This window comes from Veillonella sp. VA137, from assembly GCF_003992015.1.
Classification (GTDB): domain Bacteria; phylum Bacillota; class Negativicutes; order Veillonellales; family Veillonellaceae; genus F0422.
Map to the genome: position 1 here is coordinate 39,801 of NZ_RQVK01000002.1, position 23,832 is coordinate 63,632.

Annotated in this window: 22 protein-coding genes, 1 pseudogene and 1 riboswitch; of the genes and pseudogenes, 16 read left to right on the plus strand and 7 right to left on the minus strand. The window is 40.0% G+C overall.

Annotation, left to right across the window (positions count from 1 at the left end):
• Positions 1-45: 45 nt before the first annotated feature.
• Together EO116_RS01360 and rbr are read right to left on the minus strand one after the other, a co-directional pair.
• Positions 46-537: a hypothetical protein gene (locus EO116_RS01360; protein ID WP_127160325.1), complete on the minus strand. Its 492-nt coding sequence runs from the start codon at positions 535-537 to the stop codon at positions 46-48.
• Positions 538-1,042: 505 nt separating this feature from the next.
• Positions 1,043-1,591, minus strand: coding sequence for a rubrerythrin (rbr, locus tag EO116_RS01365; protein WP_127067947.1), 549 nt, complete (start codon positions 1,589-1,591; stop codon positions 1,043-1,045).
• Positions 1,592-2,112: 521 nt separating this feature from the next.
• Between rbr and EO116_RS01370 the strand changes: the two genes are divergently transcribed.
• The 4 genes from EO116_RS01370 to EO116_RS01390 are packed head-to-tail and all read left to right on the plus strand — an operon-like array spanning position 2,113 to position 4,620.
• Positions 2,113-2,319 (plus strand): DUF951 domain-containing protein, encoded by a 207-nt coding sequence (locus EO116_RS01370; protein ID WP_127160326.1) that lies wholly within the window; start codon positions 2,113-2,115, stop codon positions 2,317-2,319.
• Positions 2,320-2,364: 45 nt separating this feature from the next.
• Entirely contained in the window at positions 2,365-3,393 is a 1,029-nt protein-coding gene (gene selD, locus EO116_RS01375) for a selenide, water dikinase SelD (RefSeq protein ID WP_127160327.1), read from the plus strand.
• Entirely contained in the window at positions 3,383-4,255 is an 873-nt protein-coding gene (gene yedF, locus EO116_RS08560) for a sulfurtransferase-like selenium metabolism protein YedF (RefSeq protein WP_240629091.1), read from the plus strand. Before selD ends, yedF begins: the two co-directional genes overlap by 11 nt.
• Positions 4,256-4,314: 59 nt before the next feature.
• On the plus strand, positions 4,315-4,620 hold the full coding sequence (locus EO116_RS01390; RefSeq protein WP_127160328.1) for a DUF3343 domain-containing protein: 306 nt from the start codon (positions 4,315-4,317) through the stop codon (positions 4,618-4,620).
• A 238-nt stretch (positions 4,621-4,858) separates the two neighbouring features.
• Here EO116_RS01390 and ychF read toward each other — a convergent pair whose 3' ends face one another.
• The 4 genes from ychF to EO116_RS01410 all read right to left on the minus strand — a co-directional run bounded on the left by ychF (position 4,859) and on the right by EO116_RS01410 (position 10,418).
• Complete coding sequence (gene ychF / locus EO116_RS01395; protein WP_127160329.1) at positions 4,859-5,965, minus strand: redox-regulated ATPase YchF; 1,107 nt, start codon at positions 5,963-5,965, stop codon at positions 4,859-4,861.
• Positions 5,966-6,292: 327 nt separating this feature from the next.
• Positions 6,293-7,267, minus strand: a complete 975-nt coding sequence (locus tag EO116_RS01400) for a diaminopimelate dehydrogenase (protein WP_127160330.1) — start codon at positions 7,265-7,267, stop codon at positions 6,293-6,295.
• A 161-nt stretch (positions 7,268-7,428) separates the two neighbouring features.
• The gene (locus EO116_RS01405; RefSeq protein WP_127160331.1) at positions 7,429-8,658 is read right to left on the minus strand and encodes an LL-diaminopimelate aminotransferase; all 1,230 of its coding nucleotides are present in this window, start codon (positions 8,656-8,658) and stop codon (positions 7,429-7,431) included.
• A 416-nt stretch (positions 8,659-9,074) separates the two neighbouring features.
• Positions 9,075-10,418: an MATE family efflux transporter gene (locus tag EO116_RS01410; protein WP_164726029.1), complete on the minus strand. Its 1,344-nt coding sequence runs from the start codon at positions 10,416-10,418 to the stop codon at positions 9,075-9,077.
• A 503-nt stretch (positions 10,419-10,921) separates the two neighbouring features.
• Positions 10,922-11,092, minus strand: a riboswitch (cobalamin riboswitch).
• A gap of 211 nt (positions 11,093-11,303) precedes the next feature.
• Between EO116_RS01410 and thrC the strand changes: the two genes are divergently transcribed.
• Genes thrC through gnd form a run of 3 tightly spaced genes read left to right on the plus strand, consistent with a single transcriptional unit; the run spans position 11,304 to position 15,107 of the window.
• Positions 11,304-12,803: a threonine synthase gene (thrC, locus tag EO116_RS01415; protein ID WP_127160333.1), complete on the plus strand. Its 1,500-nt coding sequence runs from the start codon at positions 11,304-11,306 to the stop codon at positions 12,801-12,803.
• 7 nt (positions 12,804-12,810) lie between these two features.
• The gene (locus EO116_RS01420) at positions 12,811-13,668 is read left to right on the plus strand and encodes a DMT family transporter (protein ID WP_127160334.1); all 858 of its coding nucleotides are present in this window, start codon (positions 12,811-12,813) and stop codon (positions 13,666-13,668) included.
• 23 nt (positions 13,669-13,691) lie between these two features.
• Complete coding sequence (gnd, locus tag EO116_RS01425) at positions 13,692-15,107, plus strand: decarboxylating NADP(+)-dependent phosphogluconate dehydrogenase (protein ID WP_127160335.1); 1,416 nt, start codon at positions 13,692-13,694, stop codon at positions 15,105-15,107.
• A gap of 217 nt (positions 15,108-15,324) precedes the next feature.
• On the opposite strand, the gene EO116_RS08565 is transcribed toward gnd, so the two are convergent.
• The gene (locus tag EO116_RS08565) at positions 15,325-15,423 is read right to left on the minus strand and encodes a putative holin-like toxin (protein WP_240626942.1); all 99 of its coding nucleotides are present in this window, start codon (positions 15,421-15,423) and stop codon (positions 15,325-15,327) included.
• A gap of 320 nt (positions 15,424-15,743) precedes the next feature.
• On the opposite strand from EO116_RS08565, the gene EO116_RS01430 reads away from it, so the two are divergent.
• From EO116_RS01430 to rpsI, 9 genes and pseudogenes are all read left to right on the plus strand, one after another.
• Positions 15,744-18,620: a hypothetical protein gene (locus tag EO116_RS01430; protein ID WP_127160336.1), complete on the plus strand. Its 2,877-nt coding sequence runs from the start codon at positions 15,744-15,746 to the stop codon at positions 18,618-18,620.
• A gap of 216 nt (positions 18,621-18,836) precedes the next feature.
• Entirely contained in the window at positions 18,837-19,511 is a 675-nt protein-coding gene (locus EO116_RS01435) for a metal-dependent hydrolase (RefSeq protein WP_127160337.1), read from the plus strand.
• Positions 19,512-19,827: 316 nt separating this feature from the next.
• Positions 19,828-20,298 (plus strand): cyclic pyranopterin monophosphate synthase MoaC, encoded by a 471-nt coding sequence (gene moaC, locus EO116_RS01440; RefSeq protein ID WP_127160338.1) that lies wholly within the window; start codon positions 19,828-19,830, stop codon positions 20,296-20,298.
• Positions 20,299-20,313: 15 nt separating this feature from the next.
• Positions 20,314-20,802, plus strand: a complete 489-nt coding sequence (trmL, locus tag EO116_RS01445) for a tRNA (uridine(34)/cytosine(34)/5-carboxymethylaminomethyluridine(34)-2'-O)-methyltransferase TrmL (protein ID WP_127160339.1) — start codon at positions 20,314-20,316, stop codon at positions 20,800-20,802.
• 192 nt (positions 20,803-20,994) lie between these two features.
• Positions 20,995-21,345: a YlbF family regulator gene (locus EO116_RS01450; RefSeq protein WP_126939330.1), complete on the plus strand. Its 351-nt coding sequence runs from the start codon at positions 20,995-20,997 to the stop codon at positions 21,343-21,345.
• A gap of 1 nt (position 21,346) precedes the next feature.
• Positions 21,347-22,249: pseudogene (gene murB, locus EO116_RS08515) on the plus strand (UDP-N-acetylmuramate dehydrogenase); the annotation flags it as partial.
• A complete protein-coding gene (locus EO116_RS08520; RefSeq protein WP_240629100.1) occupies positions 22,232-22,789 on the plus strand; it encodes an N-acetyltransferase in 558 nt (185 codons plus the stop codon). The pseudogene murB and the gene EO116_RS08520, both read left to right, overlap by 18 nt.
• Positions 22,790-22,914: 125 nt before the next feature.
• Positions 22,915-23,355: a 50S ribosomal protein L13 gene (rplM, locus tag EO116_RS01460; RefSeq protein ID WP_127160340.1), complete on the plus strand. Its 441-nt coding sequence runs from the start codon at positions 22,915-22,917 to the stop codon at positions 23,353-23,355.
• A gap of 21 nt (positions 23,356-23,376) precedes the next feature.
• Positions 23,377-23,769: a 30S ribosomal protein S9 gene (rpsI, locus tag EO116_RS01465; protein ID WP_009352806.1), complete on the plus strand. Its 393-nt coding sequence runs from the start codon at positions 23,377-23,379 to the stop codon at positions 23,767-23,769.
• Positions 23,770-23,832: the final 63 nt, after the last annotated feature.

A 23,832-nucleotide genomic window follows, 5' to 3' on the forward strand; every position in this document is an offset into this window, starting at 1 on the left:
AGGTAAGGGTAATATAAGGGTGTTTAAGGGTATATATAGGAAACCTTACCAGCGATCAACGCCAAGGTGTTTTTCCATGCGGCGCATCATGCGTGCGAAGGCATCATCTTCCTCTTTTTTCTGGGATTTTGTCTCCTCAGCTGCAGGAATGATATTATCAGATGTGATAATCACTGTATCTCCGAAAGAATGATAGGTATGACCACCTACACGTTTAGTTTGGGAGTAACTTTCATCATAGGAGTAAGGCTCAACACGGTCTTTGTGGAAAAAATCATCCTTGTTATATTCGCGTACACCGGCATTGTAAGTATCGATAGCAGCACGTTTTTTAGTAATCAACATTTGAATCACTGCATCTGTATCAGCTAGATAATTTTCTAAGTCATTTGTATAAGCTTTCATCTCTTCCGTAGATGCCATTTTAAAGGATACCGGTTTATGGTCTCCTTGGAAACTAGGGTAGTTAATGGATGAAGCAAAAGCGGAAGAACCGATAGTCATGGCTAGTGTCGTTAATAGTAATGTGCGTTTCATAAGTGTCTCCTTCGTATTATCTAGTTTATAAACGTTAATTAGGTACACCCTATTAGTAGCTTACCACATAGCGTATTATATGCTGTTTCAAGGCTTTTATAGGGAGAAACTATGAATTAAGCATATAGTTAGAAGTATAAGAGTTAAAACTAATGTAGTGTACCCTGTTATCTGTATCTAAAGTATATCTTACGAATATGAAGAGAAGATGATGAATACTACAAGATAGTTATATCGGTTAGGTAGATGATAGTCATAAGCTTGTATAGGTTAATATGCAAAAAAGCGACTGTTTTCACAGTCGCTTTAGTATACTTATACTAGATCTAACCCACTTGGGATAACGTATATGTAATTTGACCCACTTGGGTAGACATCATTACTACTTAGTATATTATTTGTTTCGGGTACATACCCTTAGAACTACTTAGTTCTTAATGTAGGTTGTTTGTATCACTTGATACAATGTTATAGTACTTATCTAAGAAACCACTCGGTTTACTAATTAGATAAGAGTTTCTCCGTGTTGAGAGAAGAATGCTTGTGGATGAGCACATACTGGGCAAAGTTTTGGAGCTTCTTCGCCGATGTGGATGTAACCACAGTTAGCACAGATCCAAGCAACTGGTTGTTCACGTTTGAACACTGTACCGCCTTCAACAGCTGTTACAAGGTCAAGGTAACGTTCTTCGTGACGAGCTTCGATAACACCAACTTGTTCGAATAAGTAAGCGATTTTAGCGAAACCTTCTTCTTTTGCAACTTTAGCAAATTCTGGGTACATTACAGTGTGTTCGTAGTGTTCGCCAGCAGCAGCATCTTTTAAGTTGATTGCTACGTCAGCGTTTACATCGCCACCGTGTAACAATTTGAACCATACTTTAGCATGAGCGGATTCGTTGATTGCTGTTTCTTCGAAGTAATCAGCGATTTTGTTCATACCAGCTTTACGAGCTGCACTTGCATAGTATGTATATTTACGGTTAGCTTGAGATTCACCAGCGAATGCTGCTTGAAGATTTTTTTCTGTTTGAGTACCTTTTAATTCTGGCATTTTCTTTCCTCCATGTACTTTACATTGTTGTAATAAAATAAATACTTATTTGTATATGGGGATCACTCACTTGAGTGATTCCCTATCGATTTCGTTACTTAACGAATAATCATTGTTGATTACATTATAGACTATGAAAATGAGAAATGCAAGTCTTTTTTTAGAAAAATTTAAAAATTTTTTATAAATGATAAAGTCTCTCAATCGGCTATAATATCGCATTTATAGCTATTTAATTCCCTATAAAAACAAGGGGATTACACAGAAAAGGAAATTGAGAATCGAACTCAAGAGATAAAGCTGTAATGATAATACATAGAAATCCCTCTATTTATAGGTTTTCTTAGTTATGAAATAGAAAAGGGTAGTTGTCAGTTGCTAACAAGTGATAGCAGTCATCAGTACTGATGAGAGGGTTAACAGACTTAGTGCAAACTTTTAGTAATACCTATACGGCCCTATAGAGAAATATAAAGTTAGATGATATACTATAAACATAATCATGGAAATAGGAGGTGCCTATGGGATTTATAAAATACCAAGTAGGTGATGTGGTACAAATGAAGAAACCCCATCCTTGTGGTAGTCAGAATTGGGAGATTAAACGAACTGGCGTTGATTTCGTAACAGTCTGTGAAGGCTGTGGGCATCAAGTGATGATACCACGACCTAAGTTTGAAAAAAATGTAAAAAAGATAGTATCCAGAAAAGAAGCAAGAGAAGGATAAGCAGTGATTCGTACATCATGATAGTTTTCTAGGAGAGGGATACCTATGGTTGATTTAACGAAATATGCAGCCAAGGGCGGTTGCGCCTGTAAAATTGGGCCGCACATCTTAGAGGATGTGTTACAGCATATGAAGATGCCCACACATCCAGCTGTATTGACTGATGCATCTGGTATGGAAGATGCAGGGGTGTATCAAATTAATGAAAGTCAAGCCATTGTACAGACGGTGGATTTTTTTACACCTCCAGTGGCAGATCCGAGACTCTTTGGTCGTGTGGCAGCTTGTAATAGTTTAAGTGATATATACGCCATGGGGGGCACGCCTATATCGGCATTGAATATTGTAGGTTTTCCTGTGCCTTTAGTGAAAGAAGGTGTCCTTCGTGACGTTTTAGAGGGGGCTAATGAGGTTTTACTGGAGACGGGAGTGGCTCTTCTTGGTGGTCACAGTATCGAAAATGAAGTGCCTATTTTTGGAATGGCTGTGACGGGTCTCATTGATCCACGTCATATTTGGACCAATGGAGATGCTCAAGTGGGTGATGTCTTAATTCTATCTAAACCGATTGGAACGGGCATTATGAACACGGCTGCAAAAGGTGGCGTATTCCCTGAAGGCGTGCAGGAAGCTGTGCACAGTATGGGAACGATTAATAAAGGAGCTCGAGATGTGGCTGCGCAGTTTACCATTCATGGTTGCACAGATATTACGGGATTCAGTCTGATTGGTCATGTATCTGAAATGGCAAAAGCTAGTGGAACATCTGTGGAACTCTATGCGGAGCAAATTCCTCTCTTTACCGATGTATTAGAAGCTGCTCGTATGGGCCTAGTCCCAGCGGCTACCTATGGGAATCGTAAGGCATTAGGCGATCAAGCTGAGTTTGCTGACCATTTAGATCCAGTATGGAGCGATATTTGCTTTGATCCACAAACATCGGGTGGTTTATTATTTGCTTGTTCTGAAAGTGAAGGAAAGCAGTTACTTTCAGAGTTACAAGCAAAGGGTTTACAGGCCGCACAGATTGGCCGTGTTATTCAGGAAGGAAGGAGACAAGTTTATGTCAAATAAAGAAGTAACGATAGATATGCGAGGCCAAGTATGCCCAGCACCTGTGATTGAAGCAAAGAAGGCTATGGATGCGGATGCAAATACGTATGTAAAAGTCATTGTCGATAATGATGTGAGCCGTGACAATGTGGTGAAATTAGGGGAATACCGAGGCTATGAAAACCATGTATTAGAACAAGAGGGAAATTATATCGTTGTATTGATTCCTCCTACAGCGGTGAAAGCGGAAGTGGCTACAGCTAGTGCTGCCAACATTCAAACGTCGAATGATTTAGAGGACCTAGATTTGGAAGCTATTTTTGAAAATGAATTTGCCGCACCTTTAGGAAAGGTTGTGACGAATACAACGATTGCCGGTGGAGAGGCCCCATTTTATATGACAAATGGAACAGGTAGTTTGGAACGTAGTATCGCAGCTTATGAAAAAACAAAAGCAGAAAAAGCTGCAATGGGTGCGCCGATTAGTCAAGATACAGTTCCCCTTGAATTGATGGGCGCTGTAGTACCATCTGTGCCAACCTCTTCTATGGGTGGCAAAGTACTACTATTCACGAAGGATTATTTAGGCGAAGGTAGTGAAGAGTTAGGCCGTAACTTGATGAAAACGTTCATCTATGTATTGACGGAAACAGATGTGAAACCCAAAGCCATCTATTGCATTAATAGTGCTGTAAAAATGCTCGTAGAAGGGTCTGAACATATTGAAAACTTCAAAGCCTTAGAAGCAGCAGGGGTAACTGTTAGTGGCTGTGGCATTTGCTTAGACTTTTATGAAGTAAAAGACAAAGTGCAAGTAGGCACTATTACGAATCTGTATGCCATTACCGAAAGTATGATGCAAGAACCCTTTGTTACATTGTAATTAGATACGTGGTAACATTGGCAGATAGAACTGGAAAGATTGCATGAGGGGAGACAGACATGAATGTTTTTGAGGTAGATAGCAAGAAACTAGACGTATGTAGAGATAAGGAACTACAAAAAATTCTTATTCTATTTAGTTCTTACTATTTTGCAGATAAAGCAGATAAAATGTTAGGGCAATATAAAGTGCCTCATCAGTTGATGCCAGTTCCACCAGAGCTATCTAGCGCTTGTGGGCTCTCTATTGGTGTGCAAGAAGAATACATAGAAGAAGTGTTGCGTATCTTTGAAGTGGAAAAAATAACCCCTTCTCATATGTATTATTATGAAAAGGGAAAAGAACCGATAGAATACAAGCATTGATGTTATTAACATAGGTGCTGAGAAATATTTTTGACATAGGTATATATAGAAAAGCTAGGCGCACTCAAAGAAGTGTACCTAGCTTTTTGCTATGGATAGCGTCGTGGATATGTAAGAATTTTATAATAGCTAAGCAGATTATGTGAAATAGCATATAAGGTGTTGCATCTAAAAAGGCATATACAGGTGTATTCTGATCAGGGGAATACTGTATATGCCTTATGTGTTAGTATGGTAATTATACGTTGAAACGGAAATGTGTTACATCGCCGTCTTTCATGATATAGTCTTTACCTTCTAGGCGAACAAGACCTTTTTCTTTGGCAGCATTTTGACTACCGCAAGCTTCTAAATCATCAAAGGATACGATTTCTGCGCGAATGAAGCCTTTTTCGATGTCAGAATGGATTTTACCAGCTGCTTGAGGGGCTTTTGTGCCTTCTACAATAGTCCAAGCGCGAGCCTCCATTTCGCCAGCTGTGAAGTAGTTAATTAGACCCAATAAGGAATAACTAGCTTTGATTAATTTTGTTAAGCCACTTTCTTCTAACCCAAGGTCAGCTAAGAAAGCCGTTGCTTCTTCGTCGGATAATTCAGCGATTTCAGATTCAATGCGAGCAGATACTACAACTACGCCAGAGCCTTCTTTGGCTGCGTATGCTTCTACTTGCTTTACAAATTCGTTGCCAGAGTAATCGGATACTTCGTCTTCTCCTACGTTGGCTACATATAAAGATTTTTTTGCTGTCAATAGTGTTAAATCTTTTAAAATATCTAATTCATCTTCTGTTAAGCCTTGGGCACGAACAGGGATGGCATCTCCTAATGCAGCAGATACTTTTTCTAAAATCGGAGCTTCCACACGAGCATCTTTGTCGCCAGATTTTGCTAATTTAGCAATACGTTGTAAGCGTTTGTCTACGCTTTCAAGGTCAGCTAAGCAAAGTTCAGTGTTGATAATTTCAATATCACGAACAGGATCTACAGAGCCTGCCACATGTGTGATGTTAGGGTCATCAAAACAACGGATAACTTGGGCGATGGCATCAACTTGGCGGATATGGCTCAGGAATTTGTTGCCCAAACCCTCCCCTTTGGAAGCGCCAGCTACTAAGCCTGCAATGTCTACAAATCGCATGGCAGCAGGTAAGATGCGTTTAGAACCGAACATCTCGGCCAACACAGCTAATCGAGCATCTGGTACGTCAACAACACCTACATTTGGTTCAATCGTACAGAATGGATAGTTCGCCGCTTCTGCGCCAGCTTTTGTAATAGCGTTAAACAATGTACTTTTTCCGACATTTGGAAGGCCTACAATGCCTACTTCTAAATTTGTGCTCATTGGTGGGTAACTCCTTTTATGATTGCAATAAATTATCAAAATAATATAAATGCCTAACGATATAAGGTTTCGCGTACCTTAACACGTTAGGCATTTCGATTTTTGATACGTTTCGAGATGAGCTTAACGCCTAGTACACGTTATGGGCTCTCTTTTTTACAGTCCTAGTATACCATAATTGCATACTACCTGCCAATAGATTTATAGAAAATATAAAAATAGAGGAACGTTGATAGTATTTGACCAACGTTCCTCTATTTTATTTTGGCTAATGTATTACAGCCTCGTGTATCTCATGAACGAAGATACTATTATCAAACGTATATCTTATAGATAATGTGCACGTAATTCTTCAGCAGATTTTGGAGATAACCAAGCTGGTGCGATGTCGAATACTGTGAAAGCACCACGGCCACCATGTGCTGCTAAGCGGTGTACGCCACGAGCGAAGGCTACCAATACAGCACCAGTAAATTCAGGGTTAGAATCTAGTTGTAAACCGAATTCGTAGATGTGTTTTGTACCTGTTGTAGTTTCGCCGCTGCGAATCACAAGACCACCATGTGGGATGCCTTTGTGATTAGCATCTAATTCTTCTTGGGAGATGAATGTTACAGCTGTCTCATAGCCAACGAAGTAGTTAGGCATTGTTTTAATTTCGTTTTCGATGCGAGCTGCGTCAGCGCCTTCTTCAAGGACCACATAGCATTCACGAAGGTGAGAAGAAGTAGCTGTCACTTCTGGTGTTTCACCATTGCGGATAGCGGAGATGATTTCTTGTTTAGGCACAGTGTATTGGCGAGCATCTGCTACGCCTTCGATGCGACGGATAGCATCGGAATGACCTTGGGATACGCCGCGGCCCCAGAATGTGTAAGAATCGCCTTGCGGTAAGATACTTTCAGCATACACACGTTGCAAAGAGAACATGCCAGGGTCCCATCCACAAGAAATAAGAGCAGCAGTGCCAGCTTCTTGTGCTACTTTGCGCACGTTTTCGAAATGTTCAGGGATGCGAGCATGTGTGTCGAAGCTGTCGATCACATTGAAATGCGCTGCAATAGCAGGAGTTTGGTCGATTAGGTCTGTCGCACTACCGCCGCATAATACCATGACATCGATTTTGCCTTTGAAAGATTCTACTTCTTCCATTGTGTAGCTAGGTACGCCACTAACAGTTTGTAAACCAGAACGGCGAGAGAATACGCCTACCAATTCCATATCTGGTTGTAATGCTACAGCCGCTTCTACACCGCGGCCAAGGTTACCGTATCCAACGATACCAATACGAATGTTGCTCATGTTACTTCCTTTCGTGAAAGTTGATACTTTCAATACGATTACTATTATACGAACTGTAATGAGAAATTACAGTATATGATGACATAAAATAGGGCACTGTGTCCGCTATTTTCGCATGTACCATTATAGCGAAAAATTCTCATAGAGAAAAGGGGGGGATATTAAAATTGTAATGTTTTAATGCGATCGACTGCACGAATGGTGTTTTCTCGGCTGCCGAATGCAGTGAGACGTAAATAGCCTTCGCCTTCTGGACCAAAGCCAGAACCAGGAGTGCTTACAATGTGTACCTTTTCTAATAAGGTATCGAATAAGTCCCAGCTAGTCATGCCTTTTGGTGCTTGAATCCAAATGTATGGAGCATCAACACCACCAAATACAGTTAGGCCAATGGCTTCTAAGCCTTCACGGATAATGCGAGCATTTTCCATGTAGTAAGCGATGTGTTCTTTAATTTGTGCACGACCTTCTGGTGTGTAAACAGCAGCAGCACCACGTTGAATGATGTAAGGAACACCATTGAATTTTGTGGTTTGGCGACGATTCCACATAGGATTTAGAGGAACTCGGTTACCCTCTGCATTTTTAGCAGTTACTTCATGAGGAACGACTGTATAAGCGCAACGAGTACCAGTGAAACCTGCCGTTTTAGAGAAAGAACGGAATTCGATAGCCACTTCACGAGCACCTTTGATTTCATAAATAGAACGAACTGTATCCGTAGAAGTGATGAAAGCTTCATAAGCAGAGTCAAACATCAAGATTGCTTCGTTATCTTTACACCATTGCACCCATTCTGCTAAGCGAGCACGGCTTAATACAGTACCAGTTGGATTATTAGGGCAGCAAAGATATACGATATCTACTCGTTCTTTTGGGAATGCCGGAGAAAAATCATTTTCCGCATTGGTTGGTAAATATACCACTTTTTCATAGATGCCGTCGATAGCTTTACCAGTGCGACCACTCATCACATTAGAATCTAAATATACAGGGTATACAGGATCAGTAATAGCGATGATGTTGTCTTCGGAGAAAATTTCTTGGATGTTACCCACATCAGATTTTGCGCCATCAGATACGAAGATTTCGTCGGCTTGAATGGTGATGCCTAGGGGAGCATAATCTCCTTCAGCAATAGCATTGCGCAAGAAATCGTAGCCTTGCTCAGGACCATAACCTCGGAATGTATCGGCAGAACCCATTTCTTCCACAGCGGCGTGCATAGCTTCAATGACAGCTGGCACAAGAGGGCGAGTCACATCGCCGATACCAAGGCGAATGATGTCTGCCTCAGGATGACTTTCTTTGAAAGCTTCTACTTTACGAGCAATATTAGCGAATAAATAAGAACCTTGTAGGTTTTCATAATTTGGATTTACAGTAGCCATAGGAGCTCCTTCTTTTACAAAATAATAAAGATACATGTATATAAAGACATCGAAGCGGTATGTATATTTCAGCATAATAGATATGTGTATATGCCGTGAGTTGGTTATGCAGACACGCAAGACGAGGAACATTTATATATAGATGTAATAATAATTAATGAATATAAAAGGGGGTTGAATAGATCCCTTAAATTACATTTCTATATTCTATAGTATTTATAACAATATGTCAAAAGCAAAATGGAGGTATAGCGTGCTTGTTATACTAGTCAATTTACCTATCGAGGTTTCGGTTGGTGCTATATGTTTTGTGCCAATGGTTGTGTCTAATTACCTGTGTATGTCGTTATCACATAAAAACGAGGCTGTTCATGGAACGCCTCGTCATTTAAAAGGTTTAGTTTTAATTAATGACTTTAGAATGACATGTTCAGTACATTGCGCTGGACTTTACGTAATCGATACATATAGCAGAGTGCAGCCGAAGACGTGCTTGATAATAATCCAATCCAAACGGAGTAAGGCCCGAAGTCTGTGAATAGGTAGCAAAGGTATGCAACGGGTACGGTCACGCCCCAATAGGTGCCGATGGTAATAATAGAAACGCTAGTTACATCACGATAGGCTCGGAGAACTCCTTGTAAAGGGGTGCCTACAGCATCGATAATTGTGAAAAATACGGCGTAAGAAATGAAACTTTCAATAAGTGGAATCATGTGTTCTTCCTTGGTATATAGGCTGGCTAAGAAGTCGATATGAGTGAAAGAATAGGTTCCAATGCAAAGTGCTATGAAAGCTGCTACGCCACGAGTAATCCATGTGTAAGTAATAGCATTTTGATATCGTTTAGCTCCTAACTCATAGGCGATGACGATGGTGGATGCCATACTTAAGCTGAGGGGGAAAGAAAATGTTAATCCAAGGAAACTAGACGCTGCTTGATGGGCCGCTATAATTTCTGCGCCGAACTTAGTCATAGCAATCCCAGCAGCACTAAAAATGCTGATTTCTGCAAAGATAGATAAGCCAATAGGAATCCCTAGAGCTAATTGATCTCGAATGAGTATCCAACTAGGACCAGTGAAAGAAGACCAAAATCGATACTGTTTGAAGTGTTTATGGATTGTAATGAGCCCGAGAAAACATAACATCATATACCAATAGGCGATGGCCGTTGAAATACCGGCACCAAAGCCCCCAAGAGCGGGGATGGGGCCATAACCTTGTATGAATAGTACATTGAAAATAGACTGAAATAACACACTACTGCCAATGATGTATAAAGAGTAGCGAGTATTTCCGTGAGCGTCGACAATGTAGCGGAATCCAGACATAATCATCATAGCTGGAAAGGCGACGCACATGGCGTTCATATATTGGATGCAAACAAATTTTGCCGCCGGTTCTAATCCCAATAGATCTAACAAAGGAGATAAACCAAATAGGGTGGCAAGTATGAGAACTGTTGCAAATGCAAGCCCTAAATAGATATTTTGCCACATAGTAGCAGCTACCGATTCAGTTTTTTTAGCCCCTAAGGCATGAGAAATAATCGGGGTCACACCAAGGAGAATTCCTGATAGACCAAAAAAAGCGGCGACCCATAAGTTGTACCCCACACCAATAGCTGCTAAATCTATAGTACTGTATTGCCCCGTTAATGTGACTGCTATAAAACTACCAACAATGATAGAAAATTGTGTAGCAATGACGGGGGCAGCTACAAGTAGGAAATGTTTAATCATAGAAACTAAAGACATACTACCTCCCAAAACTAACTTACCCATACAATATGATGTTTAATAACTTTTAATTTTACCACTATATATACTATATGTCTATAGCTACTAGGGGCTATTGTCTCTTAAAAGAACATGGTGTATAATGATGACAATTCAGTTATATCAATGGATATGACATAGTATATTGCGAGAAAAACTACTAAAGTATATAATTTTTGCATATATGGGAGACTGCTCTTGCGTGGGTGGTCTCCTTATTTGTTATGGACGCTAAAAAAAAGAACCTGCCCGCCGGCAGGTTCTTTTTAGGATGATGATGTACGCCCATACAAAATCATGACAACTATATCAACACTTTGAGTGCTAATACCATAAGGTAATTGTACTTGACCAGATAAGGCAATCATCAATATGTGACGTATCCCATACAACGCATATTGTAATAATAAAAAATCCTTTTTCTTGTGTTTTGGAGTATCAGAAAAAGGCCTTTGATTCTCCTCCCTATCTCTCGTAGGTCAAGTGGTGAATGATGAATAGGCAGTTCTCCTGACTCAGCTTCAACGCGCCTCCAGCCTTCCCAGTTTCCCAGTGACATAATTTGGATTTGCTCTGCTTTACAGTGGCGGGACCGTGCCAGACTTTAACTGGCTTCTCTATTATGCTTTCGCACCTATTCCCGAATGTTTGATTGTATGTGTGTATTGTACTCTTTTGGTTTTTCAATGTCAAGAACAAGATGAATAAGTATGACTATTTTGTAATTAGAACGGCATAATTGTGACTTTTATTACTAATTGTCATGATTGAGATCGGAGTACTCCTTTTCTTGCTAAATGGATAGCATTAATTTATAATGAATGAAGATAATACAATATATTGTGAAACATAAAGGATGAAAGAATGAAGTATACAAGTACGCGCAGTCATGAAACGGTAAGTGAGACCTTTGCATTGCTCCATGGATTGGCGAGTGATGGTGGTTTATATGTGCCGGCAGAGTTTCCGGAACAATGTTTGTCCTACCGCGATGTGGCAGACAAAAGCTATGAAGAAATTGCACTGGTGGTATTGAGTAAGTTATTTACGACTTTCACAGAAGCAGAATTAGAAACGATGATTCGCAGTGCCTATAATACAGTGAACTTTGATACTCCAGATATGGCACCAATGCATTCCTTGTTAGAGTGCGTGTCAGTGTTGGAGTTGTTCCACGGTCGCACTCAAGCCTTTAAAGATATGGCATTATCCTTGTTCCCATACTTACTAGTGGCAGCAAAGGAAGCGGAAAAAGAAACAAAAGAAGTGTTGATATTGACGGCTACCTCTGGTGATACTGGAAAAGCCGCTTTAGAAGGCTTTAAAGATGTGCCAGGAACGCACATTCAAGTGTTCTTCCCTACAGACGGCGTTAGCCCAATGCAACAAGAACAAATGCAAAAGCAAGAAGGGGCGAATGTCAATGTAACAGCTATCGAAGGTAACTTTGATGATGCGCAACAATTCTTGAAACGTCTCTTTGTGGATGCAGAGGTAGCAAAGGAAGTGGCAGACAAAGGCGTGAAGTTCTCGTCTGCTAACTCTATTAATATCGGCCGTCTAGCGCCACAAGTAGTATACTATGTGGCAGCCTATGCTGAATTGGTAAATACAGGGGCTATCCACGAAGACGAAGCGTTCAATGTGGTAGTACCAACAGGTAATTTTGGAAATATTTTGGCTGCTTACTATGCAAAACGCATGGGTATTCCGGTTGGTAAATTAATTTGTGCATCCAATCAAAACAATGTGCTCGCAGATTTCTTCAGCACTGGTACCTATGATATGAATCGTCCATTCTATACGACTATATCTCCGTCCATGGATATTTTGGAAAGTTCTAACTTTGAACGCTTTATCTATTATGTGAGCGGTGAAAATGCAGAATTGACAGCTGAGCGCATGAAAGCGCTGAAAGCAGATGGTAAATTCTCTGTCACTCCAGAAGAACTACAAGCGGTGCAAAAAGAATTTGCTGGCGCCTACGTAGACGATGACATGACAAAGGCTGTCATCGAGCAAGTGTACAACTCCTATGGCTATGTAATGGATCCGCACACAGCGGTGGCGATGGGTGCTTACATGAAAGAATTGGAAACTCATCCAGAAGATGGTCATCGTCACACGATAATTGCCTCCACGGCACATCCTTTCAAATTCCCAACACCGATTTGTGAAGCTTTGGATATCAAAGTAGGGGCAACTCCTTATGAAAGCTTAGACAATATTTCCGCTGTCACAGGCGTAGGTTGCCCAAAACAATTGGCGGAGTTGCAACATAAACCATTGCGTTTCACTAAAGTGATTCCAAAAGAATCTATGAAAGAAGAAATTCTATCCTTTGTGGATACGTTCAAACAGTAGGTGGCCTATGGTACAAGCATTTTTCTTTTCCCTCATGTCCTCCTTCGCCTTCAGTATTATGAATTTATTTGTGAAACTCTTAGGTGATGGTATGCCGGCGGCAGAGGTGACATTTTTTAGAGGATTGATAGGAACAATTGCCGTACTCATAGTGATGCGACAAAAAGGAATTTCTTTTTCTACAGAACATCGAGGGTTATTAACCTTACGTGGTATCTTTGGTGGACTAGGGAATTTGAGTAATTTCGTGGCCCTCGTGTATATGTCCATGGCAGATGCATCTATTTTATTCCAACTGTCGGGCATATTCGTGCTGATTTTCAGCAACATTGTATTGAAAGAAAAATTACCCAATGGATCTGCTAAATGGCTTGGGTTAATTTTCATAGCCGTTGTGTATATGATTCAGCCTTGGAATTTATCAGGCTTACATTGGTATTCTTTTATTGCCATTGCAGGCGCAGCCTTATCGGCAGCGGCCTATACAACGATTCGCACCATTAGCTTAAAAGGTGGTCACAGTTCCTATGAAATCATGTTTTATTTCTTAGTCACCACCATGCTAGTAGGCGGTATCGTGATGATACCAGACTTTGTGTGGCCGAATGCAACGCAAACGCTCTACTTAGGGGTTATTGGTGCCATTTCCGTAGTGGCACAATTCTTCCTAACTGGTGCATTTGTGGCGACGAATGCGGTGGTGGCACAATTTATGCAATATGTAGGGGTATTTTTTAACTCCTTCTGGGGATTTATCGTCTTCGGAGAAAACCTAGCTTTGGCGACCGTCATAGCAGGTATTATTATGTTTAGTTCATCAGTGATGTTGGCTCGTTTGAAAGAAGAACAAGCTCACACACGGTAGTCAATCAAGAAAGAGGTATGACGATGAGTGAAAAATTATATCAATTTGGTCTAGTTGGTTTGGCTGTTATGGGACAAAACTTGGCCCGCAACATTGCCCGTCATGGATTCAGCATTGCTGTGTACAACCGTACACCACAAAAAACAGACGATTTTGTAGCCAATTATAGCCACGAAGGAACCATCGGTGGGGCTCATACACCAGAAGAGTTTGTAGCGATGTTAGAAAAACCTCGCAAAATCATGTTCTTGGTAAAAGCAGGCCAACCTGTGGACGACATGATTGAAGCATTTTTGCCATATTTAGACCAAGGAGATACATTAATCGATGGCGGTAACTCCCATTACCCAGATACGATCCGTCGTACAAAATACTTAGAATCCAAAGGTTTCCGTTTCTTAGGCGTTGGCGTATCTGGCGGTGAAGAAGGTGCCTTGAATGGCCCAAGCTTGATGCCAGGCGGCAATGAAGCATCTTATAACGAATTGGCGCCAATCTTCACATCCATTGCAGCCCAAGTGGCAGATGGCCCTTGCTGCACATATGTAGGCGATAATGGTGCAGGTCACTACGTAAAAATGGTGCATAATGGCATCGAATACGGTGATATGCAATTAATCTCCGAAGCTTACTTCATGATGAAAGAATTACTTCGCATGAGCGATGATGAAATCGGCGATGTATTTGCGAAATGGAATACAGGATTATTAGATTCCTACCTTATTGAAATTACTTCCAAAATTATGAAAGTCAAAGATACTGATGGAACTCCATTAGTAGAAAAAATCTTGGACAAAGCAGGTCAAAAAGGTACTGGTAAATGGACTAGCCAAGAAGGTTTAGACCTTGGCGTGCCAATCCCAACTATTGCTGAAGCGGTATTTGCTCGTGCTATGTCTGCTTATAAATCTGAACGAGTGTTGGCAGAGCCAGTGCTAGCAGGCCCTACAGAAGTCTTTGAAGGCAATAAAGAAGCACTAGTAGATGCTATCCATTCTGCGTTATATGCGTCTAAAATCTGTTCCTATGCACAAGGTTTTGCGTTGATTAAAGCGGCTGCAAAAGAATATAAATGGAATATCAACTTCGGTGACATGGCATTGTTGTGGCGTGGTGGTTGCATTATCCGTGCAGCTTTCTTAGAAGATATTAAACAAGCGTTCACGAATAACCCAGAGTTGAACAACTTGATGTTGGATCCATTCTTTGCAGAAGCATTGCAAACACACCAAGCAAAATGGCGTGAAGCCATCATTGCTGCGAAACGTTATGGTATCCCAACACCAGCATTTAGTGCATCCTTAGATTACTTCGATTCCTATCGTCGTGGCGTATTACCAGCGAACCTAATCCAAGGACAACGTGACTTCTTCGGCGCTCATACATACGAACGTACAGACAAAGAAGGCACATTCCATACAGAGTGGGCGGAAGCGTAGGAAATATATAGCTAGATTCTGTGAAATAAATATATAGCAAACATCCCTAGGTGGAGGTCTAGGGATGTTGACTTTTACAGTACAATGATTTACTATATACATAAGAAGAGCAATTGATGTCTAACAGCGTCAAGCTCATCTCGGCTAACAAGATGAGGCCTAACGTGCAGAGTACTAGGAATACTCTACATATACGTTAGGCCTTAATACTTATATATTACTTGATCAATGTAATGATCATGACAATACATGTGATTAAAAGTACCACTAAGGTACATGAAGTTAATGCGATCATTAAAGCTTCAAATACAGTCATGGCACTCACCTCCTTTCGAGGGGGATTTAACAAGTAAATCCGAAGTCTACTAAGAGATGAGCCAAACGCATATCGCCCCTAGGGGCAACATCAATTGCTCTACGTTTAGTATAGCACTTTATAACTGGATAATACATAGCGAAACGACTACTTCTTACAGGTAACTGTGAGGGGTGGTCGCTTTTTACTTTGGCGATTATATATTCTTGCTTTAGTGTTGACTTTATGTAAATTTGTTTTTTATAATTATGCATAGGTTCAGCAATATAGAGGATAGATTTTTATATTGTGAAGATGGTTTACAGTAAGGGGGACGTGTTATGAGTGTTTTTTTCTTTTTTCTTGTTTTGTGGATTATTCTTTGGCTATTTACGGATAGTCCGTGGACATATTTGTTGTATTTTATAGGCGGGAGTATTGGGCTATTTATAGTATGGGAAATTTTACAAAAACTCTATTATTACACTAAACAAGTGGTTGTTTTCACGTATAGATATTTATTGTTGCCAGCAATAGTTATAGGGACTCTAATTTATTTTTGGGATGAAGTTTTCGAAGGACTGATGTTTATTCATCAAAGTATAATGGATCAACCTTATAATTATGGATTTATTGCTATCTTAGGTGGTATATACTATTTATTTAAACCAAATGAGGGGTCAGTAAATAAATATATTTCTAGTAAAACGATATCTCAAGTAAATATGTTGTGGATGTTTCTAGGTATAACCATTCTAAATTATGCCGTAGTTAGTATACTTACTTTGGATGTGATAACTGTTACATTTAATGATTTTATATCTGTTCTACATGTTGGTAGTATAGATAAAAGATTTGCTATATTAAGGCATTTGGCAAATGATTTTAGCGTTTTATTTGTGAAAGAATACATTAAAGTAGGGACGCTTTTTATATTGTCAGGCATATTCTTTTATAAATTGTTGATACGTGCTCAGTATGATTCGACCTTAGAAGATACTGGATATATCACAAAACTAAAAGAAACTAGATGTGCAAATGTTCTTAGTGCAAGTATAATGTATTTAATTTTTAACGTCTTGGATATTCCAATATTAGCTGAAAATATTGCGTTTTCTATAGCAAGTATATTATTGGCTATAATACCACCAATGAAAAAACCAGATAAAATATTACAGTTAATTTTAGTTAAGTTAGCTATGGATACAAGAAGCACAGTTGATGAGATTCATAACTATCTGGTTTCTAAAAATATAGAGCTTTTAAAGAGTGAGTTAGAAGTATTTTTAGAAATATTGATATTAGAAGGTGGAATTATAAATTTATATGGGAATCTGTATCATGTAAATACAATATCTAATGTGCTTAAGAAATTAGAAGAAGAGTATGACTGTGTCGGGTTACAAAAGGTATTAGAACGGCTAAATATCACTAGTGTTTATGGTAGTGATATAGATAAAAATAAGGTGCCTGAAGATAACAGTAATATTGATGCACTTGCATGTTTGCTTATTTCAGATAATTTTGCAGGTGGATATATAAAGAATAGTGCTCAGTTCACTTTAGTAAATACGGCGGGAGCATATAGTGTATGTGAGTACTGCGAAACAGCATATAAAAAAGAGGAAAGATCTGATAATTACTGTTGTGATGCGTGTGCTACGGCTGATAAGAATGAAAAGAATCTTGCAATAACTTTATCGAATGATATAAGTAGAAAGCATATTAGTAGTGCAGGGTATCAAATACCAGCTGAGGTTCATGATGTGTATTTAGAGGAAGAGTCTAAAATTCCCGATAATGGTGGTGTATATGCGACGGTGGTAGAGGAAGTTGATCGTACACGCCATATGCTTTCAACGCCTCAGGGACATGGATTTGCTGCAGAAGAGGCGAACACTCTTATTGATACGGTGACAGGAAATGATGCTCAAGTTGTAGGATATGATAATGCTAAATCTGGTGCAGATAGATGTGTTGACGGAATGTTGATTCAAACTAAATACTATAAAACAGTGAGTGGTAGTATAGGAGCGTGTTTTGAAAATGGTGCATATAAATATCTAAAACCTAATGGAAAACCAATGCAAGTTGAGATTCCAGCCGACCAATATGAAAAAGGCGTAAGATTAATGCAAGAACGCATCAAAAATGGTGAAGTTCCAGGAATAAAAGATCCTAGATATGCACGCCGACTTGTTAGAAAAGGGCATGTTAGTTATGCTCAAGCTAAAGCAGCAGCTCAATTTGGTACAATTGAATCCTTATCTATGGACTTAACTAGCGGTGCTATTCAGGCAACAAATACGATGGGGATTACGGTCGCTATGGAACTAGCTAATTCTTTGTGGAGAGGAGAATCAGTAGATAAAGCATTGGAACGGGCATGCTCAAGTTTGGTATCAGTAGGTGGACGTACATTAGCAATTTCTACTATAAGTAGTCAAATATTAAGAACATCAGCTGGATCATTTGTTAGACAAAGCGCAGGTATTATCGTAAAGGAGACGGGTGAAATATTTTTTTCTAAAGCGACATCTCAAATGTTGGGAAATATAGCTAAGAATAATATCATTACTGGAGGCATAACCCTTGCTGTAATGAATTTTGATAAATTTGACCAATACATGAGTGGAAAAATATCTGGACGAGAATTTGGTAATGCAGTTGGTAGTAGTGCACTTAGTTTAGCTGGAGGTCTTGTAGGAGGGGAAGCAATTGGGGGAGCAATCGGGACATTAATCCCTGTTCCGGTTGTAGGAACATTGATTGGAATGACAATAGGAGGTTTTGTTGGTTCTGCGATAGGGAAATTATTTTTCAATAACGAAAAATATGAAGAAGAACGAAGACGAGAGGCAGAAAGAGAATATTTGGCTGAAAAGCAGAGGATTGAACAAGAAAATCGAGATGTACAAACTTTTTTTGAAGTTTTGAATAAACAACTTTCTAAATGGTCGAATGTGTATATTTTGAGTGAACGTGAAATCGAGGAAGTTATACAAAAGGTCAGTGAAGGTTATGGTTTGGATGGCTATGACCTACGGTTATCATTTTTAAATAAAGCTAGATCATCAAATGGACAAATAGCAGAAGCTACTATATATCTAAAACAATTGATGGTAGAAATTGTATCGAATCGTCCAGTTGTTGAAACTATAGAGGCAGATGTAGTAGGAAAGAGTTTGTTGGGGTATATTGATAAAGCAGAAGCATAATAATTTATAATTGATATACGGAACTTTTATAACTTATCTTAAAACTCTGTTGGTTGCATTTAAGTATTAAATTAAAAGATGACTGCTTCTTACGGGTAACTGTGAGGAGTAGTCGTTTTTATGTATACACTTTCAATATCTTGCGACTTACTTTCCTTGAATGATATAATTTACTTAATAAATATGATATATAAGTATATATAAGGAGGTATTCTTATGAGTAATGTAACGTTAACGTATTATGGTCATGCTACATTTGCTTTGAGCAATGGTGAGGTCACTTTGGTGTGTGATCCGTTCTTTACAGGTAATACTTGGGATGTGGTAAAGGCAGAGGATATAGAGTGTCAATATATTTTTGTATCTCATGGTCATGATGATCATTATGGTGATACAGATTTGATTGCAAAGAAAAATGATGCCCTTGTTATCTCTACGGCAGAGGTAGCAGGTAAAGCGGCGTCAGCAGGTGCTCGCACTCATGCAATGCATTTAGGCGGCAAGTTTGACTTCCCATTTGGTTCCATTCGTTTGACACCAGCTTTCCATGGTTCTGGTGTACCAGGTGGTCATGCGGCAGGTGTGGTGATTGAGTTCTTTGGTAAACGAGTGTACTTTGCAGGTGACACTGCTTTGTTCAGTGATATGAAATTAATTAGTCGCCATGGTGAAATCGACTATGCTTTGTTGCCAATCGGTGATAACTTTACTATGGGTGTGGAAGATGCTGTGACAGCAGCTTCTTGGATTCAAGCGAATACAACTATTCCGATTCACTACAAAACATGGCCTGTGATTGATAAAGAGCCAGCAACCTTCGTGGCGTTGCTAGAAGCAAAACATAAACAAGCTGGACTTGTGGTGGATCCAGGTCAAACTATTGAACTTTAATTACATATCGCTAAGCTTATATTCATTTGGTAAGATAAAAGTATCTTTCCGTGATGAAGTGAAAAAGAAAAGAGCTATCCTTAAAACATTTTGGACTGGTTCTTTTCTTTTTGCATTATTTTCTAATAAATGTACTGCTTGTAAATAGATTATATGTGGAAGTTTTATAAATATTTTAAATCCTTTGTATTGCCGACATATGTTTTGCTATCCATTTACCCATTACGAGTGATTCAAATATCGCTATCTTTCACTGTATAGATTACTGACGTCAATCCCTTCTCTATGGTATAATAATCTTCACATGGAGGTATCTATGAAATTAACACATTTTGATGAAGGCGGTAATGCGCATATGGTGGATGTATCCGCTAAGGATCACACAGAGCGCGTGGCTGTAGCAGAAGGGTTTATTACGCTCAGTGAGGAAGCTTTTAGTATTGTGGCTAGTGGAAATGTCAAAAAAGGTGATGTTCTGGCAGTGGCACAATTGGCAGCCATCATGGGAGCGAAGCAAACGTCCAACCTCATTCCGCTCTGCCATCCATTGGCGTTGACGAAGGTGAGTGTAGACTGTTCCTTAGTAGAAGAACAACGTGCCGTGTGCATTCGTAGCACGGTGAAAACTACGGGCCCTACAGGGGTGGAAATGGAAGCGTTAACAGCGGTTCAAGTGGGTCTATTAACTGTCTATGATATGGTGAAAGCCGTCGATAAAAGCATGACCATTGGTCCAGTCTATCTTGTGGAAAAACAAGGTGGTAAAAGCGGACATTTTAAACGGTAAGGTGGTAGGAGACTTATGGAAATTGTATTAGTAGAACCGGAAATTCCTGGTAATACGGGCAACATTGCACGCCTTTGTGCGGCGAATCATATGACACTACACTTGGTAGAACCATTGGGGTTTTCCATTGAAGATAAGTATTTAAAACGGGCGGGCCTTGATTATTGGCATCTAGTAGATGTAAAAATACATAAGTCCTTAGATAAAGTGTATGAACAATATAAAGACCGGCGCTTTTGGTATGCTACAACAAAGGCAGCCCATACCCATGCAGAAGTGCAATATGAAATTGGAGATATGCTCGTATTTGGTAAAGAAACGAAGGGCTTGCCAGAAGAAATTGTGGCTGCCAATCCAGATACTTGCATCCGGATTCCTATGATTGATGAGGCGAGATCTTTAAATTTATCCAATGCAGTGGCAATCATTGCCTATGAAGCTATGCGCCAACTGGATTTCCCAGATTTGCAGGCTGTTGGACCAGGTGTATCTATCGAGGTGTAAGCTCTTGATATCCGGCGTTGCCCTCATAGAAAATAGTGTATATAGTCAGTCTAATCATACGGCATAACCTAGTATGGTGAAATACGATAGACTTTCACGGGACGAACGAAGATTAGATATGGTAGACTGTATGGCATACACAATATATGAATGTATATAAAAATGAAATCCGTACAGGATTGAGGAGGAATTATGAATTACGATGTAGCTTATGAATTACAAAAAGCAATGCGTGACAGTGAAGAGCATAAAGAAATGATGGCAGCCCAAGAGGCAATTAAAGACGACCAAGCAGCAAAAGGCATGGTAGAAGAATTTATGTCTTTACAAATGCAATTGGAATATGCAAAAATTGCAGATGCTCCTGAAGCGGAAGAATTGTTGAAAAAATTAGAAGGTTTATTGCCGATGGTGCAAGCTAATTCTGGTGCGAATGCGTATTTAACAGCCCATGCACGTTGGACACAAGTGGCGAATGATATTTATCGCATCATTAGCGAACCAATCACTGAAGGTATGAAAATTTTAGAAAAGGCACAGTAATATGAACGCTGTATGGGAAGCATTGCAACAGGTGGTTCCATCGGATCGTATCCAAAGAAATGCCTTGTTGGCGCCTTTTACGACCTTTCAAATAGGAGGACCTGCGGATTTACTTGTACTACCTCATTCTGTACAGGAATTGCAAGATTGTATGCATGTATTGAGCGAACATGGTATTGAACCTTTTGTACTAGGTTTAGGATCTAATGTGCTCATCCAAGATGGTGGTATGCGTGGTGTCGTTCTTTGCTTGAAAGAATTGCAAGAGGAGCAACACCGCAACGGTACAACCATTACTATGAGCGCTGGGTATACTTTGAAAGAAGTGTCCGAATATGCCCAACGTGAAAGTTTAAGTGGCTTGGAATTTGCCATCGGCATTCCTGGTAGTTTGGGTGGCGCTGTATTTATGAATGCAGGTGCCTATGATGGTGAAATGGATCAAGTAGTAACCGGTGTGGATGCGGTAGATATGCAAGGGAACTTGCACCACTATAGTCGCGAAGAATTGCAGTTTGCCTATCGCCATAGTCGCTTTCACGATGAACATGAAATCATCGTACGGGTGACGATGGAATTACAGGAAGGAAATCCTGTTGATATTCAAAGCCGTATGGATGAACTGACGGAAAAACGAGAGTCTAAACAACCATTGGGGCATGCCAGTGCAGGGTCTACTTTCAAGCGCCCACCGGGATATTATGCAGGAACTTTGATTGACCAAACAGGCTTGAAAGGATTATCTGTAGGGCCTGCAGAGGTATCTATGAAGCATGCTGGATTCGTGGTCAATCGAGGTGGCGCTACTGCGAATGATGTGCTAGGTGTGATTCATGAGGTGCAAAAGCGGATTCATGCAGTTCATGGAGTGCAGTTAGAACCAGAGGTGCGCATTCTAGGGGAATCTCGGGAACAAACGGGTTCTGTTGTCACCATTGTAAGAGCTCAAGAGACAGATATTCCAGCATTGTCTAACTTGTGTGCCGACACATTTAGAGAAACTTTCAGGCATGACAATACGGAAGAGGAATTACAAGTCTTCTTTGATGAGGCCTATAACCATGATGTATTGAAACGTGAGTTGGGCCATGACGAGAGCGAAACATATCTAGCTTACGTAGATGACGCGTTGGCAGGGTATTTGAAAGTAAACTGGGGCGGCGCACAAACAGAACGTAAATTAGAGAATGCCTTTGAAGTGCAACGCATATATGTGCTCAAAGAGTACCATGGACAAGGCGTGGGCAAAGCCTTGTTTGAAAAAGCCTTGCGCATCGCTGAGTCTGGTGACTTTGATTGGGCTTGGCTTGGCGTTTGGGAGAGAAATTATAAAGCACAGCATTTTTATAAACGTTATGGGTTTGAAAAATTTGGAGAACACCAATTTGTTGTGACTCCAGAGAAGACGGATATCGATTGGTTGTTGAAGAAATCTTTACGATAAACCTTGACATATCCATTGTATTTTGAGTATAATATTTCGGTAAGCAATTTGTACGGACTTCCACTAGCCCCGGAAGGTGGCAATTGCTTCTGTTAATACATTCTTGTTATTAGGAGGAAAGCAGCATGAAAACTACATTTATGGCCAATGCGGACAATATTGAACGCAAATGGTATGTTGTTGACGCTGAAGGTAAAACTTTAGGACGTCTTGCTGCCGAAGTTGCTAAAGTTCTTCGGGGCAAACATAAACCAACTTTTACACCACATGCAGACACTGGTGACCACGTTATCGTTGTGAACGCAGAAAAAGTTCGTGTAACAGGTAAAAAATTATTACAAAAAGAATACTTCCGTCATTCTGGTTATCCAGGCGGATCCCGTTTCACTACACTTGCTATGATGTTGGAAAAACATCCTGAGCGCGTAATCGAAATGGCAGTTAAAGGTATGCTTCCAAAAAATAAATTGGGTGCACAACAATACCGTAAATTGAATGTATACGCTGGCGCAGAGCATCCACATGCTGCTCAAAAACCAGAAGTTTTGGAATTAGATATCCGTTAATACCGGGAGGAGGAACATATAATGGCAGTAGCACAATACTACGGCACTGGTCGTAGAAAATCTTCCGTTGCTAGAGTTCGTCTGGTACCGGGTACAGGTAAAATCACTGTAAACAAACGCGAATTAAATGAATATTTCGGTCGTCAAACTCTTGAGTTGATTGTTAAACAACCATTGGTATTAACAAACACTTTAGAACAATACGACGTTGTGGCAACTGTAGCTGGTGGCGGCCCATCCGGTCAAGCTGGTGCAATTCGTCACGGTGTGTCCCGTGCATTATTAGAAGTTGATGGCGAACTTCGTCAAGGTCTTAAAAAGGCTGGCTTCTTGACTCGTGACCCACGTATGAAAGAACGTAAAAAATACGGTCTTAAAAAAGCTCGTAAAGCATCTCAATTCTCCAAACGTTAATTTGGCGATTACAGAGCCCAGTATCCTTTGTGGTGCTGGGCTTTTTCTTGTCTATGAACCTGT

Excerpts from the sequence above, each read along its gene's own strand:
- EO116_RS01360 (WP_127160325.1), bottom strand. The coding sequence starts at position 537 with ATGAAACGCACATTACTATTAACGACACTAGCCATGACTATCGGTTCT.
- rbr (WP_127067947.1), bottom strand. The coding sequence starts at position 1,591 with ATGCCAGAATTAAAAGGTACTCAAACAGAAAAAAATCTTCAAGCAGCA.
- EO116_RS01370 (WP_127160326.1), top strand. The coding sequence starts at position 2,113 with ATGGGATTTATAAAATACCAAGTAGGTGATGTGGTACAAATGAAGAAA.
- selD (WP_127160327.1), top strand. The coding sequence starts at position 2,365 with ATGGTTGATTTAACGAAATATGCAGCCAAGGGCGGTTGCGCCTGTAAA.
- yedF (WP_240629091.1), top strand. The coding sequence starts at position 3,383 with ATGTCAAATAAAGAAGTAACGATAGATATGCGAGGCCAAGTATGCCCA.
- EO116_RS01390 (WP_127160328.1), top strand. The coding sequence starts at position 4,315 with ATGAATGTTTTTGAGGTAGATAGCAAGAAACTAGACGTATGTAGAGAT.
- ychF (WP_127160329.1), bottom strand. The coding sequence starts at position 5,965 with ATGAGCACAAATTTAGAAGTAGGCATTGTAGGCCTTCCAAATGTCGGA.
- EO116_RS01400 (WP_127160330.1), bottom strand. The coding sequence starts at position 7,267 with ATGAGCAACATTCGTATTGGTATCGTTGGATACGGTAACCTTGGCCGC.
- EO116_RS01405 (WP_127160331.1), bottom strand. The coding sequence starts at position 8,658 with ATGGCTACTGTAAATCCAAATTATGAAAACCTACAAGGTTCTTATTTA.
- EO116_RS01410 (WP_164726029.1), bottom strand. The coding sequence starts at position 10,418 with ATGTCTTTAGTTTCTATGATTAAACATTTCCTACTTGTAGCTGCCCCC.
- thrC (WP_127160333.1), top strand. The coding sequence starts at position 11,304 with ATGAAGTATACAAGTACGCGCAGTCATGAAACGGTAAGTGAGACCTTT.
- EO116_RS01420 (WP_127160334.1), top strand. The coding sequence starts at position 12,811 with ATGGTACAAGCATTTTTCTTTTCCCTCATGTCCTCCTTCGCCTTCAGT.
- gnd (WP_127160335.1), top strand. The coding sequence starts at position 13,692 with ATGAGTGAAAAATTATATCAATTTGGTCTAGTTGGTTTGGCTGTTATG.
- EO116_RS08565 (WP_240626942.1), bottom strand. The coding sequence starts at position 15,423 with ATGACTGTATTTGAAGCTTTAATGATCGCATTAACTTCATGTACCTTA.
- EO116_RS01430 (WP_127160336.1), top strand. The coding sequence starts at position 15,744 with ATGAGTGTTTTTTTCTTTTTTCTTGTTTTGTGGATTATTCTTTGGCTA.
- EO116_RS01435 (WP_127160337.1), top strand. The coding sequence starts at position 18,837 with ATGAGTAATGTAACGTTAACGTATTATGGTCATGCTACATTTGCTTTG.
- moaC (WP_127160338.1), top strand. The coding sequence starts at position 19,828 with ATGAAATTAACACATTTTGATGAAGGCGGTAATGCGCATATGGTGGAT.
- trmL (WP_127160339.1), top strand. The coding sequence starts at position 20,314 with ATGGAAATTGTATTAGTAGAACCGGAAATTCCTGGTAATACGGGCAAC.
- EO116_RS01450 (WP_126939330.1), top strand. The coding sequence starts at position 20,995 with ATGAATTACGATGTAGCTTATGAATTACAAAAAGCAATGCGTGACAGT.
- rplM (WP_127160340.1), top strand. The coding sequence starts at position 22,915 with ATGAAAACTACATTTATGGCCAATGCGGACAATATTGAACGCAAATGG.
- rpsI (WP_009352806.1), top strand. The coding sequence starts at position 23,377 with ATGGCAGTAGCACAATACTACGGCACTGGTCGTAGAAAATCTTCCGTT.